This window comes from Streptomyces sp. NPDC060002 (assembly GCF_042737245.1).
GTDB lineage: Bacteria > Actinomycetota > Actinomycetes > Streptomycetales > Streptomycetaceae > Streptomyces.
Genome location: NZ_JBHWUW010000060.1, coordinates 1 through 17312, shown reverse-complemented (window position 1 = coordinate 17312; position 17312 = coordinate 1). Strand labels below are relative to the sequence as shown.

At 69.1% G+C, this 17312-nt stretch carries 18 protein-coding genes and 3 pseudogenes; 11 read left to right on the top strand and 10 right to left on the bottom strand.

The annotated features are described in order from the left end of the window. Nucleotides 1-32: 32 nt before the first annotated feature. On the bottom strand, nucleotides 33-1529 hold the full coding sequence (locus tag ACFWBD_RS34905; RefSeq protein ID WP_385675953.1) for an NF041680 family putative transposase: 1497 nt from the start codon (nucleotides 1527-1529) through the stop codon (nucleotides 33-35). Between the two features lie 16 nt (nucleotides 1530-1545). Next, a complete protein-coding gene (locus tag ACFWBD_RS34900) occupies nucleotides 1546-1989 on the bottom strand; it encodes a hypothetical protein (RefSeq protein WP_385675950.1) in 444 nt (147 codons plus the stop codon). Between the two features lie 85 nt (nucleotides 1990-2074). Here ACFWBD_RS34900 and ACFWBD_RS34895 point away from each other — a divergent pair, with 85 nt between their 5' ends. Then, nucleotides 2075-2383 carry a DUF6233 domain-containing protein gene (locus ACFWBD_RS34895; RefSeq protein ID WP_385675947.1) on the top strand — a complete coding sequence of 103 codons (309 nt, stop codon included), beginning with the start codon at nucleotides 2075-2077 and terminating at the stop codon, nucleotides 2381-2383. A 25-nt stretch (nucleotides 2384-2408) separates the two neighbouring features. Here ACFWBD_RS34895 and ACFWBD_RS34890 read toward each other — a convergent pair whose 3' ends face one another. Beyond that, nucleotides 2409-3044 (bottom strand): hypothetical protein, encoded by a 636-nt coding sequence (locus ACFWBD_RS34890; RefSeq protein ID WP_385675944.1) that lies wholly within the window; start codon nucleotides 3042-3044, stop codon nucleotides 2409-2411. 138 nt (nucleotides 3045-3182) lie between these two features. On the opposite strand from ACFWBD_RS34890, the gene ACFWBD_RS34885 reads away from it, so the two are divergent. After that, nucleotides 3183-4754 (top strand): zinc-ribbon domain-containing protein, encoded by a 1572-nt coding sequence (locus tag ACFWBD_RS34885; protein ID WP_385675941.1) that lies wholly within the window; start codon nucleotides 3183-3185, stop codon nucleotides 4752-4754. Between the two features lie 12 nt (nucleotides 4755-4766). On the opposite strand, the gene ACFWBD_RS34880 is transcribed toward ACFWBD_RS34885, so the two are convergent. Further along, complete coding sequence (locus ACFWBD_RS34880) at nucleotides 4767-5171, bottom strand: hypothetical protein (RefSeq protein ID WP_385675938.1); 405 nt, start codon at nucleotides 5169-5171, stop codon at nucleotides 4767-4769. Between the two features lie 137 nt (nucleotides 5172-5308). Here ACFWBD_RS34880 and ACFWBD_RS34875 point away from each other — a divergent pair, with 137 nt between their 5' ends. Further along, nucleotides 5309-5575: a hypothetical protein gene (locus ACFWBD_RS34875; protein WP_385675934.1), complete on the top strand. Its 267-nt coding sequence runs from the start codon at nucleotides 5309-5311 to the stop codon at nucleotides 5573-5575. Here ACFWBD_RS34875 and ACFWBD_RS34870 read toward each other — a convergent pair. After that, entirely contained in the window at nucleotides 5554-5856 is a 303-nt protein-coding gene (locus tag ACFWBD_RS34870) for a hypothetical protein (protein ID WP_385676023.1), read from the bottom strand. The two genes, ACFWBD_RS34875 and ACFWBD_RS34870, sit on opposite strands and share 22 nt — an antisense overlap. Before the next feature lie 582 nt (nucleotides 5857-6438). Further along, a pseudogene (locus ACFWBD_RS34865) lies at nucleotides 6439-6870 on the bottom strand (ATP-binding protein); the annotation flags it as partial. A gap of 456 nt (nucleotides 6871-7326) precedes the next feature. Here ACFWBD_RS34865 and ACFWBD_RS34860 point away from each other — a divergent pair. Next, nucleotides 7327-8403, top strand: coding sequence for a polyprenyl synthetase family protein (locus tag ACFWBD_RS34860; RefSeq protein ID WP_385675931.1), 1077 nt, complete (start codon nucleotides 7327-7329; stop codon nucleotides 8401-8403). Between the two features lie 73 nt (nucleotides 8404-8476). Continuing rightward, nucleotides 8477-9547: a polyprenyl synthetase family protein gene (locus tag ACFWBD_RS34855; protein WP_385675928.1), complete on the top strand. Its 1071-nt coding sequence runs from the start codon at nucleotides 8477-8479 to the stop codon at nucleotides 9545-9547. 43 nt (nucleotides 9548-9590) lie between these two features. Here the strand turns inward: ACFWBD_RS34855 and ACFWBD_RS34850 are convergent, their stop codons facing one another. From ACFWBD_RS34850 to ACFWBD_RS34835, 4 genes are all read right to left on the bottom strand, one after another. Beyond that, the gene (locus ACFWBD_RS34850) at nucleotides 9591-10874 is read right to left on the bottom strand and encodes a wax ester/triacylglycerol synthase domain-containing protein (RefSeq protein WP_385675925.1); all 1284 of its coding nucleotides are present in this window, start codon (nucleotides 10872-10874) and stop codon (nucleotides 9591-9593) included. Nucleotides 10875-10879: 5 nt separating this feature from the next. Next, complete coding sequence (locus ACFWBD_RS34845) at nucleotides 10880-11461, bottom strand: hypothetical protein (protein WP_385675922.1); 582 nt, start codon at nucleotides 11459-11461, stop codon at nucleotides 10880-10882. A 160-nt stretch (nucleotides 11462-11621) separates the two neighbouring features. After that, a complete protein-coding gene (locus tag ACFWBD_RS34840; protein ID WP_385675919.1) occupies nucleotides 11622-12401 on the bottom strand; it encodes an ABC transporter permease in 780 nt (259 codons plus the stop codon). A gap of 29 nt (nucleotides 12402-12430) precedes the next feature. Continuing rightward, nucleotides 12431-12997 (bottom strand): ATP-binding cassette domain-containing protein, encoded by a 567-nt coding sequence (locus ACFWBD_RS34835; RefSeq protein WP_385675915.1) that lies wholly within the window; start codon nucleotides 12995-12997, stop codon nucleotides 12431-12433. A gap of 208 nt (nucleotides 12998-13205) precedes the next feature. Here ACFWBD_RS34835 and ACFWBD_RS34830 point away from each other — a divergent pair. From ACFWBD_RS34830 to ACFWBD_RS34805, 6 genes and pseudogenes are all read left to right on the top strand, one after another. Continuing rightward, nucleotides 13206-13352 (top strand): annotated as a pseudogene (locus ACFWBD_RS34830) (DUF6207 family protein); the annotation flags it as partial. A 306-nt stretch (nucleotides 13353-13658) separates the two neighbouring features. Beyond that, the gene (locus ACFWBD_RS34825) at nucleotides 13659-13868 is read left to right on the top strand and encodes a hypothetical protein (protein ID WP_385676029.1); all 210 of its coding nucleotides are present in this window, start codon (nucleotides 13659-13661) and stop codon (nucleotides 13866-13868) included. Nucleotides 13869-13982: 114 nt separating this feature from the next. Next, the gene (locus ACFWBD_RS34820; RefSeq protein ID WP_385675910.1) at nucleotides 13983-14921 is read left to right on the top strand and encodes an ADP-ribosylglycohydrolase family protein; all 939 of its coding nucleotides are present in this window, start codon (nucleotides 13983-13985) and stop codon (nucleotides 14919-14921) included. After that, the gene (locus ACFWBD_RS34815) at nucleotides 14890-15534 is read left to right on the top strand and encodes an ATP-dependent DNA ligase (RefSeq protein ID WP_385675907.1); all 645 of its coding nucleotides are present in this window, start codon (nucleotides 14890-14892) and stop codon (nucleotides 15532-15534) included. The genes ACFWBD_RS34820 and ACFWBD_RS34815 overlap by 32 nt, the downstream gene beginning before the upstream one ends. 64 nt (nucleotides 15535-15598) lie before the next feature. Next, nucleotides 15599-16093, top strand: a pseudogene (locus ACFWBD_RS34810) (IS701 family transposase); the annotation flags it as partial. Nucleotides 16094-16101: 8 nt separating this feature from the next. Continuing rightward, on the top strand, nucleotides 16102-17058 hold the full coding sequence (locus ACFWBD_RS34805) for a WD40 repeat domain-containing protein (RefSeq protein WP_385675904.1): 957 nt from the start codon (nucleotides 16102-16104) through the stop codon (nucleotides 17056-17058). Nucleotides 17059-17312: the final 254 nt, after the last annotated feature.

The following is a 17312-nucleotide window of genomic DNA, read 5'->3' as shown; positions in this document are numbered from 1 at the left end:
GCACAGTCCGGATCAGCTTGCCGATTGTGGTCCTACCCGCAGGCCACGGAAGTTGATGTCGCGGCCTGGCCGGTTCGTCGGGGTTTGGTGCCGGTCTGGTGGTGGGTGGGCCGGGTGTGGGGTTCACCGCCGACCAGGACGCGTCCCACCTCGTGACGCGGGGCTGGTGCCCGATTCTTCGAGCCGATCGGTCGTCCGGGACCCGGTGTCGTGGGTTTTTGTACCCGGGCCGGCGTAGGGCTCAGCGTGCACAGGTTCCTGAACCCCCGCCGGACCCGGGCCGGGGTGAGTCTGTTCGAGGGCAGGGGCCGTTCCCAAGGGCGGCGTAGGTCGGCGGCCAGGGGGCGGACGAGGCGGAGTTGGGTCTGGGCTGCGATGACGAGCCAGGTCCAGCGGTCGGCAGCTTCGGGGTCGCGCAGTTTCGGGGCGGTCCAGCCCAGCGTCTGCTTCCAAAATCTGAAGTTGTGTTCGATGTCGAACCTTCGAAGGAATGCCTGCCAGACGAGGTCGACGTCGGCGGCGGTGGCGCTGGTGCGGGACCACCACAGCCACAGCGGCTTGGGATCCCCGCCCGAGGGCAAGTGCTCGACCTGCAGGCGGATGACGGTGCCGGCGATGATCGGCAGGTCGCCCTCGTAGTCCTCCCAGGCAGCCCGGCGGGTCAGCCGCGGGTGCAGCTTGTCCCACGCCTTCGCGACCGCAGTGCCGTAGCGGGTGGTGGCGGTCGTGGTGGTGGCGATGGTGCCGCCCCATGTAGCGGGGTCCTTGAAGACGAACTCGCCGCCGTGCTTCGGTGGCCGGCCGTTGATACCGTGCCAGCGCGGCGGTGCCGGGCGCCGCATGACCCGGTCCGACCGCAACCTGCCGAGCACCTCCACCGGGAGGTCGCGCAGGAGGTGGGCCAGGCGCGGGACGTCGTAGCCGGCGTCGACCACGATCCAGATCAGCGGGTCACCGTCATGCCACTGCCCCGCCTCAATCAGACGGCTCACCAGGTCGCGGACCTGGACGGTGGTGATGGCGGCAACGTCCGCGCCGGGGTCCAGGCGCTGGGCGTCCAGGACCGCGGTCCACGAAGTCCGCCCTGACTCCAGGGCGGCGATGACGGAGTAGGGCCAGCCGGGGATCATCTGGTGCTTCTGCTCGCCGCGCCCGTAGGTGTGGCAGAACGAGCGGTCCGGGGACGTCGCCGCGTCGGGACGCAGCCACGGACTGACATCCACGGCCAGCACCAGCCGACCGTCCGCCGCGCGCGGCAGCGGCAGCCCTGCCAGCGCCCGCCGCAACCGGCCGACATCAAGGCGCCCCTGATTCAGCCCCGCGTACAGCGCGCCGTGGCCACGCCGATGCTCGGGCGCCAACGCCAACCCGACCAGTGTCTTGACCGGCCCGTCTGTGCACAGCAGTGCATCGGTGAGTTCGAACAGCGCGTCGCCCCGCGCGGCCAGACAGGCGTAGAACTCACCCCGGAACCCTGCCAACACCCCAATCGCTTCACGGCGAACATCCGGCTCTACCCCACCGACCACAGCAGCCTCCGCGTTGCTACCCGGGCTTCCCTCTCGGAATTTTCAGGATCACGCCCAGGCCACACCCGCGTCCACGAAACAGTTGACAGCGGGTCAAGTACGACGCCATGTTCGAATTTGGACGATAAAAGACAAGCTGAGGTGTGACAAGCGCCCTGGGAGCCGACATCAGCGCCCAGCTCGCGATGGGATCAATGACACCGACCCCAGCAACGGCGATCTTCGCCCCCGTAACGGCAACCGCCCGCTCAGCCGCACCCGCTGCCTCCGCAACGTCGAGTTCGCGCGTGCGGACCGTCGCCTGATCCTGCCCTTCCTTGGTCCAAACCGTGGGGTACATCCCGTGAGATTGGACGTGGTCCGACTCGACTTGGGTCTCCATCCAACGCTCGAAGACCTCCTCGAACCGTTCCACGGCGCTCAGCAGTCGCTTCAGATAGTCGGCGCTGTACGTCGCCATCCGCTTCCCCCTCCTCTGATCGTGTCTGCCTGAGGGGGTGAGCCTAGAAGGGGGCTTAGCTCGGCGACTGCATACGGTGGGAGCCGTGACAGTGGTGGTTCAGCAGGCGACGGCAGCCCTTGCCCAGATCGACGGATGGATCGCGGTCGAGGAACGCCGTGAGGCGGAGCGGCGCCGGGGCGTGGAGATGCGGCCGGCCCCACCGGACTGGCTGATCCAGTACGGCCTCAACCGCACCAACGTGGGCGCGGTGCACACCGGCGACTGCTGGGCTGCGGCCAAGAGCGGCCGGTGCCGCCCGGCGACCCGGCAGCAGGCGCTCGATGCCCAGCGCCAGCAGGTACCGCCGTGCATCCACTGCCGGCCTGACACAGCTCTCGGCATCCTGGACTAAGAGGCCCGCTCAAGCCGCGTGCTGATCACCAGTAGCAGCGGGTGGGGCCCGGTTCCTGGGGGCGGGCAGCAGCACGTTTCTCGTCCGCTATCCGCTGCTGGTCCCGTCGTTGGGCATCCGCTCGGGCCTCGGGGGTGACGGCTGGACCGAGGGTGATCGCCTCGGTGCCGGTCACCGGGGCCAGCGAGTACCGGAGGGGCGATTTGCTGGACCTCGTGGGCAGGCGGAGACGGGCCACACCGGCCGGGAGCTCGGCACGCAGCGCTCCGTGCCAGCGGATCCATAGCGCGGGGCGTCCGCGGAGTGCTTCGTCTCGGAGCTTGTCCACGGCGGTACTGTCGTCGGCGCGGTCGATTTCCACGGCGATCGGTGGGGCGTCTTTGCGGATCACGCGAAGGTCGAGGTAGGCAGTCCAGGACGGTGACCAGTAGGCGATGCAGCCCCCGTTCTTCAGGCGGGGCGGGTCGATGTAGCGCATCTGCGCCTCCGTCCTGCACCTCCACCCCGATGCTCCCACCCACTGCACCACCGCCCGGGTGATGGACTGGGTCGCCTCCTTGCCCGTCAGGCCGGTGAAGGAGAAGCCGGTCTCGGACAGGTACGTGCGTAAGGAGACGGCGAGGATCTCGGACTCGCCGACCTCCGTCGGTTCATGGGCCATCCGGTGATTCTCCGCTCGCCCACTGACAACGGCCGTAGGCATCGTCAGGGCGTTGACCGGGACCATCCGGCGGTGATCCGCTCCAGCCTGGTGACCTCGGCAAGGACATGTCAGTGGCGCGCCCTACGGTGCGTGCTCATGACACGTCGCACCCGCTTTCTGGTCAACGAGCACCCGGCCATCGCCGCCCAATGGCATCCGGAGTTGAACGCCGACCTGGACCTGGCGCAGATCGGTCCCGGCTCCCACAAGGCTGTGTTCTGGCGGTGCGACGACGGGCACGTCTGGCAGGCCCAGGTCCATTCCCGTGTCGCCGGAACCGGCTGCCCGCAATGCGCCGGGTACGTGCCCCGTGGCCGGACCACGCTCAACGAGCACTCCACTGACTTGGTAGCAGAGTGGCACCCGCGCAACGACGCTTCGCCGGATCAGTTCGGGCCCGGCTCGCAGCGCAAGGTCTGGTGGCGCTGTCCGGCCGGGCATGAGTACCAGGCGCGGATATCCAACCGCAGCCGCGGCACCGGCTGCCCGGCCTGCGCGAGGGCCGGCCGCGATGCACCGGCCAGGCGTTTGGCCGACATGCCCGAGCTGTTCGCGCAGGTGGACCCCGACACCGCACCGGCTGACGTGACCCAACTGCTGGTCAACTCCCGCGTACGGCTGGGATGGCGCTGCTCCCGGGGCCACCGCTGGGAGGCGAAGGTGAGCCACCGGACCGTCGCCGGATCGGGCTGCCCGGCCTGCGCCCGCAGGAAGCGTGCTCCCGCTCTGCCCGAAGCGCGGCCGGACCTGGCGGCGCAGTGGCATCCCGAGCGCAACGACGGACTGACGGCCGAAGCCGTCACCGCCGGTTCGCACCGCCTGGTCTGGTGGAAGTGCACCGTATGCGCCGGCGAGTTCCGGGCCAAGGTGTTCCACCGCGTCCGCGGCGTGGCCGCGTGCCCCTCCTGCTCCGGCCGGGTGCGCTACCAGGCGCTGTCGAGCGAGAGCCCCGAACTGGCGGCGCTGTGGCACCCGTCCCTGAACGGGGCCCTTACCCCGCTGGAGGTGACCGCCGGGGCCAATGTGCCGGTCTGGTGGCTGTGCCCCGCCGGCCACGAACCGTGGTCCGCTCAGGTGGCGCACGTGTTCATGGGCAGGCAGGGCTGTCCGCGCTGCCGGAAGCGGACAAGCGTCTCCCGGCAGGAGACGGAACTGTTCGCCGAACTCGAGCTTGTCCTCACCGGCGGAGAGCAGCAGTACGCGCTGCAGACGCCGCACGGCCGCTACCGGCTCGACATGCTCTTCCCAGCGGACCACGACCAGGCCGTGGCCGTGGAGTTCGACGGCTCGTACTGGCACCGCGACGGCGAGGAACGCGACCGGCTCAAGGCGGAGTCCGTGGAACGCCACCGGCCTGGCTGGATGGTGGTGCGGGTGCGTGAGGAGCCGCTGCGGCCGACCCGGCATGGCGACGTGCTCGTGCCGTACCTGGCAGACCCGTTCACGGCCGCCAGCATCGTTGTCGAGCACCTGACGCCGCTGGCGTCGTGGTCCGAGGACGCCCGTCAGCGTGCGCGCGCCTACCTCAAGGGCGGGCGCCGGCTGGGAGCTGCGCTGGCCCAGCGTCTGATCAACGAGCGGCAGCCCGCTGCCCCACCGGCCGACGACCGGCCCGCTCCCGAGCCTGTCTCGGGGCGGATCGCGGGCGTGCAGTCTGCCTTGTGGTGAGGGGGCAGTGGGCTACTCGGCCACGTCGTTGGGGTCGGGCAGTCGGGGCGGGAAGTGCCGCTCCAGGATCTCCACCCACTCGTGGAGGACGACGAAGCCGGTGGTGTCGGCCTGCGCCTGGACCAGCTCGGTCAGCGCGGCGACGAACGGCTGGGCAGCAGTGGCCGGCGGCATCGCGGCGGCGGCCTGCTTCAGGCGCTCATGCGCGGCCGGGAAGACGTCCTTGGCCCACGCGTCCTGCTCCTTGATGCGCCGGGAGCCGTCCTCGAAGCCGATCTGCATGATGGTCCACTGCGGGCAGTCCGGGGTGTGCCACATCTGGATCGGCAGGCCCACCCCGACGCAGGCGTTCTCCGGGCTCGGCCCCGCCTTGCAGTCCGGGCACAGCTCGCCCTCCGTCTTCGCGAAGCCCTCCATCGCCTGCTCCCCTCGTCTGGAAGCCACGAGCCTGCCACGGGAGATCACCCGCTGCACAGAGCTTTGCCGGGGCGGCGCCCCAGCTTGTTGACCTCACGGTATGGCCATCAGCGGGGGTGGTCGTCCAAGGTGGGGCGATGAGCGAGCTCCGCCCCGGTGACATCACCGACGACATGATCCAGGCCATGGACACGGCCAAGCGGCAGGGACTGCAGAAGGACCTGCGCACCCTCGCGGCCAACATCCGCGCCGATGCCGAAGGCCGCTACGACAGCGCGGAGCCCGGGTGGCGCTCCGGTGTCGAGTGGGCGCTGCTGTGGATCGAGAACACCGCCAGCCAGCTGACCGAGGGCAGGCCGGGCGCCGGGGCCGGCGGCCGGGGTCAGGGCGTGTCGCCGGAGTAGTAGAAGCGGCACACCACACCCGGACCAGCGGCCGGGCGCGGGTCGTCGGGGAGCGGGTCGTACAGCGCCCGGCCGCCGGACCACCGCCCCAGCTCGGTCATCAAGGCGACACCGTCGTCTATCTCTTCCGGCCGCCAGCCCGTGATGCCGAGCAGCAGCCCGTCCAACGGACCGCCCACGAGGGCGGCGTACGTCTGGTGCGGCAGCGGGCCCGGGTTGGAGGCGTCGTGGTCGTGGCCGTACACCCGGCCGCGCAGCAGCTGCTCGTCATCGGCGTTCATCCGGCCAGCCTCCCAGCCACCACCGAGCCCGGAGTGGGGCATGGTCAGGCCGTGCAGGTCATCGACGGACAGGCCGTTGAACAGGTTGGCGCGCAGGTAGGGGGTGAAGCTGATGATGCCGTCGGACCAGTCGCTGCCGTGCTCTCCGAGGGCAATGCCGTCGGCGTTGCAGATGAGCATCCTGCGGTCGCTCATCCGCCTGTTCCACTCGACAAAGGTCACGACCGGGGGCGGATCCTCCCCGGCGTACTCCTCCGACAGGTCCAGCTCCAGGTCGACGGGTTCGCCCACCATGATGTCGCTGGGGTCGAGCCGCTTGCCGTCGAACGTGACGCGCACGTGCGGATAGGCCCGGAGGTAGAACGCCAGCTTCGCGGTGAGGTTCGCGGCGTCGTCGTCGCGCTCCAGGCTGCTCAGGGGCTTGCCCTGGGGAACGGAGATGCGGACCGTCGTACCGGGCTTCTCCCGGGCCGGCTCTGTCTCCTCAACCTGCCAGACGGTGGCATGGTCGGCGTTGCCGCGGATCCGGACCCCGACCAACTCGTCGCCAAAAGCATTGGACACCCAGGCAGCGGACTCCCAGGTGAGCTGGTCGCCCAGGGCAAAGGCGAAGAGCCGGCCTTCACCGTTGCGGCCGTGCAGGATGCGCTCCCCGCCTTCGGTGTGTGTCCTGCTGGTCTTCCAGGTGTTGCCGAAGGCTTGGAAGGCGGTGCGTGCCCGCTCGGGTGTCATGCCGTGGCCGTTGTCGGTCACCACGACGTCGGTGATCGCCGTCAGGCTGGAGCGGTGCAGTTCGACGTGGACCTTGGTGGCGTTGGCGTCCAGGGCATTCCACACCAGTTCGGCGACTGCCGTGATCTGGGGCTTCTTCTTGAACTGGAGGATCTTGCGCTCGCCGACCGAGAGCTCGAACTCCGTCAGCGGCGGTCCGCTCTGCGCAGGCAGGGCGGCGCTGACCACACGCGCGCCAACTCCCGTGCGAGCGGCGCCTTCTGTGTTGTGATCCCCAGACATGCGGTGACCGTACCGGTTTCATACAGTGCGGTACACATCGCCTTGCGTGATGGGTGTCGTGTGCCGTGGTCTACCACTCGCAGCGGCACTACCGGCGGCGAGGTGCGGTGGCCCGGGCCTCCGCCTGGATCATGCCGGTCATCAGGTCGCGGGGAATCTAGGCCCCAGTCGGCGGCACCGGCGGTGTGCCAGCGCTCAGCGCGTGGGCCCGAGGTCGACAGCTCACGGCCAGCGAGCGGGCCACCCGCGAGTCGAACGAGCGCGCACTGATCGTCACCTCAGCGCGTGTTCTTGAGCGGTCTGGGTCGTTGGATGGATCATGCAGACCAAATGGGTGACGCGGCCAGCCAACGGCCCCAGTTGTCGTCAGGGTCTTGATCCAGATGCGCAGCCGTCACGATCACCTTCCTTCGTCCTCCTGGAGCTTGGCTCTGACCGGTCGGGAGCGGTGAATCGGTGACTTCGGATGTGGTCAACGCGCAGGTGATTGATTTGCGTGCGGTGCAGGGCCAGATCGAAGCGGTACTTGAGGACTTCCTTGCAGGCAAGGCCCGTGCGGCTTCTGACCGGGGGTGTCCGCCGGAGGCGGTGCAGGCGGTGCGGGACTTCCTGGCGGCAGGGGGAAAGCGGATCCGGGCGCTGTTGTGCGTTGTGGGCTGGCATGCGGCAGGGGCACGAGGGGATGCGACGGCCGTGCTGCGGTTGGCGGCTTCGTTGGAGCTGTTCGTTGCCTTCGCCCTCATCCACGACGACATCATGGACGACTCGGCCAGCCGCCGCGGCCGCCCTGCTGTCCACCGCGTGATGCGCGCCCGGCTGGGACAGGACGAGCGGGCCAAGCGGCTGGGTGCGGGTGGCGCGCTCCTGGTGGGCAACCTCGCGTTGATGTGGGCGCAGGGGTTGCTGCACACCCTCGAGTTGGAGCCGGGGCGGCAGCGGCTGGCGCATGGGCTGTACGACGCGATGCTGGAAGAGGTGATGTACGGCCAGTACCTGGATGTGATGGGCACTGGCCGTGACGCCGACGACATCGAGGCGGCTTTGCAGATCATCCGTTTCAAGACCGCCACCGCGACCATCGAGCGGCCCCTGCAGTTGGGGGCTGCCGTCGCCGGGGCCAGTGAGGCCACGATGGACGTTTTCACGCGGCTGGGTCTGCCTCTGGGGGAGGCGTTCCAGTTGCGGGATGATCTGCTGGACGTTTTCGGCAGCCCGGACGGCGCGTGCGCGCCGGGCCTGAGTGATCTGCGGGAAGGCAAGCGGACCGTTCTGCTGGCTTTGGGTCTGCAGCGCGCGGACCAGGCTCAGCGGAAGCGACTTGTCCACCTGGTGGGCCAGGCCGGTCTGAGCGAGCGTGAAGCAGCGGAGGTCCGGGGCATTTTGCAGGCGACCGGGGCGCGGGAGCAGACCGAGCGGATGATCGCTTCCCGCTACGAACATGTACTGCGGGTCCTGGACGGGGCCGGCTTGCCGCCGGCAGCGGACTCTGCTCTGCGTGGCCTGGCGGTCAGGGCCACCCAGTACACCTCCTGAACCCGCCGCGTCCGCGTACCTGTCGCACCAGCGATCACGTTGGTCATCCAATCCTGAGCAGGGAGAATTCCTTATGACCGAGCAGGTTCTCGAACGGGTCGCCGGATACGAGCAGCGGTTCAATGCACTTCTGGAGGAGTACTTCGCCACGCTTGATGTCGGAGGCGATGCACGGTCGTTCAGCCGTTTCACGCCGGGGTGCCTGGAGTTGCTGCGGGATCTGTCTGTGCGGGGCGGCAAGCGGATGCGCGTGGTTCTGCTGCACGAGGCGGCTCGTCTGGTGACGGACGGGCCGCTCGAAGGACTGGACGCCGCGGCGCTGAGCATCGAACTGCTGCAGACTCACCTCTTGGTGCACGACGACATCATCGACAACAGCCCCACTCGCCGGGGCGGCCCTTCCACGTACTACGCCTACCGCGAGCGGTTCCCCGACCACCCGCAGGCGGCTCTTGGCCTTGCCCTGCTGGCGGGCGACCTCGCCCTCGCTCTGGCCCTGCAGACGCTCATGGAGGCGGAACTGCCCACCGCGATGCGGCAGGCCATGGTCGAGGTGCAGACTCGGGCGGCAGCCGACACGTTCGTGGGTCAGATCATCGACCTGGAGCGGGACTTCACCGTCACCCCGGGCGAGGACGTCCTGCACTGCGTGGCCGACTACAAGTCCGCCCGCTATTCGGTTCTGGCGCCCATGCAGCTCGGGCTCCTGGCTGCCGGTGAGCAGCCGGCGCTCTTCGAACAGGACCTGCGCCGCTATGCGCGGCTGGCCGGGATCTGCGGGCAGATGCGCGACGACTACCTGGACCTGTTCGGTGACTCGGCCGTCATGGGTAAGCCGACCGGCACCGACATCCGTGACGGCAAGCACAGCTACACCGTCAGCGCGTTACTTTCGGCCGTTGACGGCTCCGAGCGTGCGCTGGTGGAAGCCGCGCTCGGTGACCCGTCCTGTACGGCGGAATCCATCGCTGCCATCCGGGAGATCGGTGAGCGCCGTGGGGTGGCGGGCAGGATGCAGGCGGACATGCGGCGCTGTGCGGAGCAGGCGTCTGCGGTCGCGGCCGGCTGGCGGTCGCGGTGGCGGGAGGAGGCGGTCACCTTCTTCGAGCTCGTGCCGTTTTGGAGCGTTGAGCGAGCCAAGTGAGCGGTGCGCGCACGGGAGGTATGAAGCGGGTGCGACCGTATGCCTATGCGGCCGGGGCGGGTGTGTCTGGGCCGGCGACCGGCTGGGCTGCAGCTGCCAGGGCGTCGCGCCAGAGCTCGGGAAGACGCTCAGCGCCGGGTAGGGCCTGGTCGATGCGGAAGCACGCGCTGACGACGCCCTGGTAGCTGAGTGCCACTACGGCCATGGGGGCGCCGGGCGGGCAGCAGATGATCGGGTCAATGCGGATGACCGTCGCCTCGCCGTAGGACAGACGGGGGCGCATGACGAAATGGGAGGCGCAGACGCTGAGACGGCCCGGGGCAGTGCTGGCGGCCACGAGGCGGCGCAGCAGCACTGGTGGCAGCCTGAGGGCGGCGCGGAGCACCGCCTTGTGCTCGGGGGACTTCAGAACGGCCGTGATCTCTTGCATTCCTGCCAGCCTCCGGCTGGAGGGTGTGGTGTTGCTGGGCAGGTCGATCCGGGTCAGGAACAGCCGGTTCCCCGGCGCGGTGGCTTCCTCGGGCGTGCGCAGGTTGACGGGAACCATGACGGGGAGCGGCCTGTCGGCGGCGCGCGGCCAGGCGTCCTTGGCCCACCGGGTGATGGCCTCGGTCAAGGCGGTGAGGTAGACGTCATTGCTGCTGGCTCCGCCGGCTTTGGCCACGGTACGCAGCCACGTGGCGGGGATCTGGGTCCACAGGGTGTGGCGGCGGCTGCTCAGTGGCTGGGATGCGGACTGCCACAGGTGGTGCTGACGGGCGTGGCGCAGCAGCGCCCGGACGGTGCGCAGCACCTGGCGGATGCGGGGGCGGCCGGCGCAGGACAGGCCCTGTGCCGGAGCCGAGAGCCTTGCTGGAGGCAGCATGGGCCCGAACAGTGTCTCGTGGACGGCGGCCATGCTGCCTCCGTCCTGGACGGCGTGATGGGTTAGATACAGCAGAGCGAACCCGTCGGGTGTGTGGCCGTGCAGCAGGATCATGCGCCAGGCGGGCGCCTTCTCGGGCCACGGTTCTTTTAGCAGGAGCCGTACTGCTGCCTCAAGAGCCGCCGGCCCGTTGCCGACCTTCTGGGCACTGACGTGACGGGCCAGGTCCGGGACGGCCGCCACCCACCGTGCCGCCGGTCCGTCGCCGCTCAGGACATGCGTCAGGCAGGGCAGGTGCGGAAGGTGTGTAGCCACGTGCTCGCGCAGACCGGCCAGATCGGGCACGGCACCGGTCAGGTGCAGTACCACCCCGATCGTCGCGTTGGCGTCCGGGTGCTTCGCGAGCCGCTCGGCGTCCCGCATAAAGAGATCGGCAGCGCTGGGCTGCGCGAAGCCACTCATGTACCTCACCCCAGGAGGTCGAAGACGGGGGTACTGACCGCTGCGCCGACGAGCGTGCCGACGGCGACCTGACCGGTGGTGTGGCAGCGAAGCCGGATCCGGGACCAGCCGATCAGCGCCACCAACGGTGTCAGCACGAGCATCCGGGGACCGAAGACCTCGGTGAGGATTGCGGTGGCGGCGGAGGCGACCGCGCAGTGCACCGACACCTTCCAGAAGAAGGTGATCACCAGCAGGGCGAGGAGAACAACGAGCATCGCCGTCACCAGGGCCTTCACTGCGGCGGGAGCGTCGAGCCCGTACAGCAGCGCGGTGCCGGTGATGACCGAGCCCATCACCCCGGGGGCGGCCACGATGCGGTCCTGCCGCCGCCGCACATGCCTGTCGCCCCAGTACCGGCGGCGCTCGCCGAATCGCAGGAGCAGCGTGGGCAGCACCGCGGTGAACACCGCCGCGAACAACCCCCAGCCGACGCCGGCCCATCCCTCGGCGTGCCAGCCCAGCAACGGGGCCAGGACCAGCATCCAGTTCCGGGGCTCGCCGCCGTCACTGAGCCACCACGCCCAGCGCGCCTCACCGCGCGGCACCACCTCACTTGCGGCCGGGTGGGTCAGGCCAGGCGGCGGGGCTGATGCGGTCGAAGCCGCAGTGCTGTGTTCCGCCACCTCTGAAACTCCCCGCCCCTCACGCGATCCTGCTGCCGCCGTGCGCGGCGCTCACCATCGAAACGACCCCCCGTAAAGCCGGTCACGGCACAGGGGCGGTCTGCTCGACACCCGCCACCCCTGCCTGGGCTGCGCGCGGGTGGCGGGGACGGGTCCGGACGGCAAAGGCAGCCATACCCAGCGCTGCCAGACCGACCGCCCAACCCGCACCCAGCATCACGCTGCTCCACGGCACCACCTGCAGACCGCCGGCGGCCACCGAGGTCTGCACCGCCCCGTAAGCAGGCAGGCAACGCACCACGAGACTGTCCGCCTCCGGATTGATCAGCGGGTTCTGCAGCACCAGATCGACGGAGCTGATCATGATGGCGAGGAACATTCCAGCCAGCTCGCTGCGCAGCACGGCCGCCAGCACCATCCCGATGCCGCCGTAGATGAGAGCGCCCATGAACATCCCCGCCCCGAGCACCAGGGGCTGCTCGGGGCGCCAGAACAGATGCATCCACCCGGTGGTGTAGGCGGCAATCACGGCCGCCATTAGGACGAGCGCGGCGCATTTCGCGAGCGCCAGGCAGGAGCGGGGATAGCCGGCGCGCACCAGCCGCTGGTCGAACTGTGCGGAGCGGGCTGTAGCGACGAACATCATGAACGCGATGACCAGGGACAGGGCCTGCAGTGCGCCGATGACCTGGAGCAGGATGTTGCCGTCCATGACCACCGAGCGGCCGACCGAACGAATCCGGAACTGCAGGGGGGTCCGGGCCACCACCGTGAACGCCAGCGTGGTCCACAGCGGAACGAAGAGGACCATGATGAGCAGTGCCAGCCGGTTACGGGCCTGCTCGATCAGCGCGAACCGCAAGGCCGTACGGAAGCAGGACCACCACCGCGTCATACCGCCACCGCCTCCGGCCCGGCCTGATCGGTCTCCAGCAGCACTCCGGCATGAAGGCGGTACAGGGCGTCCAGGCGGGAGGCGTCGTAGGCGAGGTGGGAGACGACCAGCACCGCGCAGCCCCGCTCCCGCAAGGCTCCCGCCAGGTCCCAGAACCGCAGGTAGGTGTCCCAGTCGAAGCCTTGATAGGGCTCATCCAGGAGCAGCACCTTCGGGTCGTGCATCAAGGCGAGGGTCAGGTTGAGTTTCTGGCGTGTACCTCCGCTGAGTGTCTCCACCCGCTGGTGCCGGTAGTCGCTGAAACGCAGCTGCTCCAGCAGTTCGAAGGCTCTGGTCAAACTGCTGATGCCGTAGGCGGCCTGGAAGAACCGCAGATGCTGCTCGACGGTGAAAGCCTGGTGCAGCACCGTCTCCTGCGGGCAGCAGCCCAGCAACCCGGTCTGCTCCACCACGCCGCTGTCCGCTGCCAGATCCCCGGCCAGAATACGCAGCAGCGTGCTCTTGCCAGCCCCGTTCTCGCCGACGATGCCCACCAGCCGGCCTGCGTGAAGATCCAGCGACACCCCCCGCAGAACAGGACGGCGCCGGTAGCTCTTACATACATCCCGAATCCGCAACACCGGCTCACCGGCCAGCACCACTGCATCCCCCCATTCCAGAACAGTCCTCACACGGCTGGCTTCCGGAACGCACCACCTGCTGAAGCGCAGCCACGATGCCCCCAGCCGGACAGCAACCCCACGCGAGCATCAACGACACGAAGCAAAAGCGGTGACGGGCGACGCTCCAGCTGCGCCAGTCCCCCAGTCGGAGCCCCCTGCCGGGAAAGCCGCCACACGCGGGGACGCCGACGACGAGACAGCGTTCGCGTTCCAGGAGGCGATCGCCGCGCAGTGGGCGACCGCGACAGCGGACCATACGACACGAGAGGACCGGCCGTCGGCTTGTGACTGCGCCGCTAAATCGCCCTGCGCCGTCAACTCCCCCCTCACGCTCCGGGCACGAGGTGGTATGCCCGAACCCGCCCTGCTGAGCCGCGGCAGGGCGGTGCACCTGGTCGGGCTTGTGATCGGAGCTCCGTCCGGTCTGGTTGGGTCCATGATCGGGCGGGTGATCGTCAGGCCGACCATGAAATGGGCTGATCGGGCGGCTGGTCGCAGCCACGCAGGTGGCGTACCAGGCGGGTGGAAGGCATGCAGCGTGACGTGGACACTGCCACAGCCAATGCTTACCGATACGGTGCACAGCCCCGTTCTGCCGCCGAAGTCGGTGGCAGAACCGAAGTGGGACGGTTTTCGGGCTCTCGTCTCCGTCGAAGCGGGCCAGGTGGTGCTGCGTTCCAGGCGCGGTACCGAGATGGGGCCGTCGTTCCCGGAGGTAGTGGCCGGGGCCGTGCAGCTCCCGGACATGACCGCGCTGGACGGCGTTATGTGACCTGTACCGGTGTCTCAACCCCCGGATGTCTCAGGCCGCGCTGGACGCGTTCGCCGCAGATGGCTCGGGAGCCGAGAAGGAAATAGGGCCGCGCGGCACGGATAACCTGCGTGAATGGAGCGGATTCAGCGGGCCGCTGGCGTGATCGTCGGCTCAGCGGTGGGTGACGCCCTGGGCGGCCCCTTCGAGTTCGGTCCCCAGGGAGCGTTCTCCGCACGGTTTCCAGCGCCTGGTGCCAGTAACGAGATGTGCGGAGGCGGTGGCTGGGACCCCGGCGAGGCCACTGACGACACGCAGATGGCCGTCCTGGTCGCGGAGTCGCTGCTGGAGCGGAGCGGACTGGATCTGCCGGACATCTTCGCCCGCTTCCAGCGGTGGGCAGCATCAGAACCGAAGGACATCGGCTTGCAGACCGAAGACGTCCTGACCAACGGCATGCCCTGGAACCTCGCCGCCGCGATCCATTTCCAAGTCAACCAACGAGCAGCGGGAAACGGCTCCCTGATGCGGGCATCGACCTCCGCGGTCCGCTTCGCGGCCGCCGGCCAAGAAGCCACCATGGACGCAGCCCGCCGCATCGCCGCCCTCACCCACGGCGACCGCGCGGCTTGGGAAGGCACCGCGATCTTCCACGAACTCATCCGCGTCACGTTCGAGGACACCGACCCCCTCACCGCGCTCCCCGACATCCTGGCTCTCGTCCACCCCGACCACCGCGGCCGTTACGCCGCAGTCCTCGCGCCCGACTGGCACCCCGATCAGGCGACCGAGTTCAACGGCGCCGTCTGGCCCTGCCTGGGCTCCGCCGTCTGGGCCCTGCGCACCACCACCAGCTTCGAAGACGCCATACGGGCAGCGATCGACCTCGGCGGTGACACGGACACCGTCGCCGCGGTGACCGGAGGCCTCGCGGGGGCGTACTACGGGCTGGATGCAATCCCCGCCCACTGGGCCCAGCCGCTCCACGTCCCCCTCCCAGGCTTCGACGGACGGGTACTGCACCTGGCCGATCTGCTCCACCTTGCACACCGCCTCGGAGAAGGGCTGCGATGAAACAGGCGCGGTAGCCCGCATAAACGGCGAGCTGGTCGCATGGGACGCCGCGGGCCGCCTCGCGTTCGAGCGGTTGCAGAACCGGCTTGCCCGGCGTGGTGTCGGTGCGGCCCGGGCGGCGGAGGAGTGGCCGGCCCACTTCGTCGCGTTCGATCTGCTGCGCCTGTCCGGTACGGACGCGACCGGGTGGCCGAACCGGCGGCGCAGGGCCGCACTGGAGTCCGTGTTCACCGCCCGCCAACTGTCAGCGGCGTGGACGCTGTGCCCGTCGACCACCGAGGCTGGCGTCGTGCGCGAGTGGCTGCCGTGGGCGTCGGTCGGAATGGAGGGGGTGGTCTTCAAGAGACTGAACGACGTCTACCGCCCGTCGGCGAGGAGCTGGGAGAAACAAGGTCCGCGAGACGAGCGAGGCGATCGTCGGCGCGATCACCGGTTCCCTGGCCGTTCCCCGCTCGCTGCTGCTCGGCAGGTACGACGACAGAGGACGCTTTCAGTACGTCGGCCTCACCACCACCCTCGCCCAAGCGGCAAGTGCGGCGGTCGCCGGTCTGCTCGCTGCGGGACGGCGGGGTCATCCGTGGACAGGCTGGTCGTTCCCCGCAGGCTGGGGTAGCCGGGAGACGCTGGACGTCACGCTGGTGGAGCCCAGGCTGGTGGTGGAAGTCAGGGAGTCGAAAGCTATCGACCTCACCGACTCGGCGCGGGGTCACCGTCAGCTGCTGATCCGGCGCAACCGCACCACCGGCGAACTCGCCTACTACCGCTGCCATTCCACCGGGCCGGTCCCGTTGCGCAGCCTGGTCAGGGCGGCCGGGTCCAGGTGGCGGGTGGAGGAGACCTTCCAGAGCGCGAAGGGCCTGGCCGGGCTCGATGAGCACCAGGTCCGCCGCTACCCGTCCTGGAGCCGCTGGGTCACCCTCGCCTGGGTCACCCTCGCCATGCTCGCTCATGCCTTCCTCGCCGTCGTGCGCGCCGACGAGTACACCCGTCGCACCGGACCGGAGGACCTGGCCCCGCTGACCTGTAACGAGATCCAGCACCTGTTCCTCGCTGTCACAGTCCGGCCGATGAACGGTCTCGCCCACCGGCTCGGCTGGTCCGACTGGCGACGCCGTCACCAGGCACGATCACAGACCAGCCATTACCGCCGACAAGCCGCAGCCCAGACATGAAGAATGGGGTGCCGGCAGGGGAGGAAACGATGCGTTCGAAAATGGTTGGACCCGGGATCGAGATCGCGGGTCTCGGCGGTCCGGTAGCCCCGTTGATTTACCGTTCACCTGCGGGTGGGACGGAGTTGGTGGCCGCCTCTTCCGGGCGGCTGACCCGGTGGGATGCCGAGTCCGGCCGTCCGACGGGCAACTTCCAGGTCCCCGAGAACGCTTCCACCGACACGTTCGAATTGACAGCGCTCGTGCTCCCGGACGGGCAGGTGCGTATCGCGGCCGGGGACGAGGACGGCCTCTGCCTGTGGGACGGAGCGAGCGGACGGCTTCTGGCCAACGCGGTCGGGGACGACCAAATCTTCCAGGTCGCCGGAGAAGTGACGGGCGGTGGGCGGGCTCAGCTGGTCGGCACAGGGGTCAACGGGCTGCACATGTGGGACCCGGTCACAGGCGCGCCCCTGTCCCCTCCGCTGGAACATGTGGGAGATGTGGTCGCCGTGACCATCGCGAAGTTGCGCGGCGGGCCCTCATTGATCGTGACGGGGGACTACGAAGGAGTAAGGCGCTGGCAGGGCGACCTCTGCGAGTCGTCGTTCGGCGCAAAGATCAACGCTCCTCACGTCGACATGCTGACTACGGCGTACAACGACGACGGGCGACCGCTGATCGTCGGCGTGGTGGAGGAGGGCGAGGTCGTCTGCCGCTGGGACGCCGAGACAGGGGAGGAGATAGGCCCGCCGATTCCGGCCGAGGGGGAATTCGTGAGGATCGCGACGGCGACCGTGTCGGGTCGGATACGGCTGTTCACCGCAGACCAGGACATGGTGCGCCAGTGGGACTTGCTGTCCGGCGAATCGTTCAAACAAACGTTCATCGGGTCTTATGTCTCCGCGGCGTCTCTGCCGGACGGAAGCGCTCTCCTCGCCGCCGGGACGAAAGGCGGGAAGCTGACCACCCACCACCTGGTCTGAGCGCTGAGGGCCCCACAGGTCGGGTGGCAAGTCGAGGCCGTCGGAATTTGCTTCGGCCCGTCCGACTGGCGACGCCGCCGCCAGGCACGATCACAAACCAGCTACTACTGCCGACCGGCCGCAGCCGGACATGAAGATCACGATCTACAGCTGGAGTATTAGTACTCCAGCAGGATTTCGGTGTCTGACCTGGTCTTTTCGCCGAGTGGCGGGAGTGTAGCGGGACTTCGGCCGTGCGGGGGCGGTCTCACGGA

What these genes read in the sequence shown, in the direction of transcription:
- ACFWBD_RS34880 (WP_385675938.1), bottom strand. Translation starts at nt 5,171, where the DNA reads ATGGAGGGCTTCGCGAAGACGGAGGGCGAGCTGTGCCCGGACTGCAAG.
- ACFWBD_RS34820 (WP_385675910.1), top strand. Translation starts at nt 13,983, where the DNA reads ATGGAGCGGATTCAGCGGGCCGCTGGCGTGATCGTCGGCTCAGCGGTG.
- ACFWBD_RS34885 (WP_385675941.1), top strand. Translation starts at nt 3,183, where the DNA reads ATGACACGTCGCACCCGCTTTCTGGTCAACGAGCACCCGGCCATCGCC.
- ACFWBD_RS34855 (WP_385675928.1), top strand. Translation starts at nt 8,477, where the DNA reads ATGACCGAGCAGGTTCTCGAACGGGTCGCCGGATACGAGCAGCGGTTC.
- ACFWBD_RS34870 (WP_385676023.1), bottom strand. Translation starts at nt 5,856, where the DNA reads ATGAACGCCGATGACGAGCAGCTGCTGCGCGGCCGGGTGTACGGCCAC.
- ACFWBD_RS34875 (WP_385675934.1), top strand. Translation starts at nt 5,309, where the DNA reads ATGAGCGAGCTCCGCCCCGGTGACATCACCGACGACATGATCCAGGCC.
- ACFWBD_RS34850 (WP_385675925.1), bottom strand. Translation starts at nt 10,874, where the DNA reads ATGAGTGGCTTCGCGCAGCCCAGCGCTGCCGATCTCTTTATGCGGGAC.
- ACFWBD_RS34890 (WP_385675944.1), bottom strand. Translation starts at nt 3,044, where the DNA reads ATGGCCCATGAACCGACGGAGGTCGGCGAGTCCGAGATCCTCGCCGTC.
- ACFWBD_RS34900 (WP_385675950.1), bottom strand. Translation starts at nt 1,989, where the DNA reads ATGGCGACGTACAGCGCCGACTATCTGAAGCGACTGCTGAGCGCCGTG.
- ACFWBD_RS34825 (WP_385676029.1), top strand. Translation starts at nt 13,659, where the DNA reads ATGCTTACCGATACGGTGCACAGCCCCGTTCTGCCGCCGAAGTCGGTG.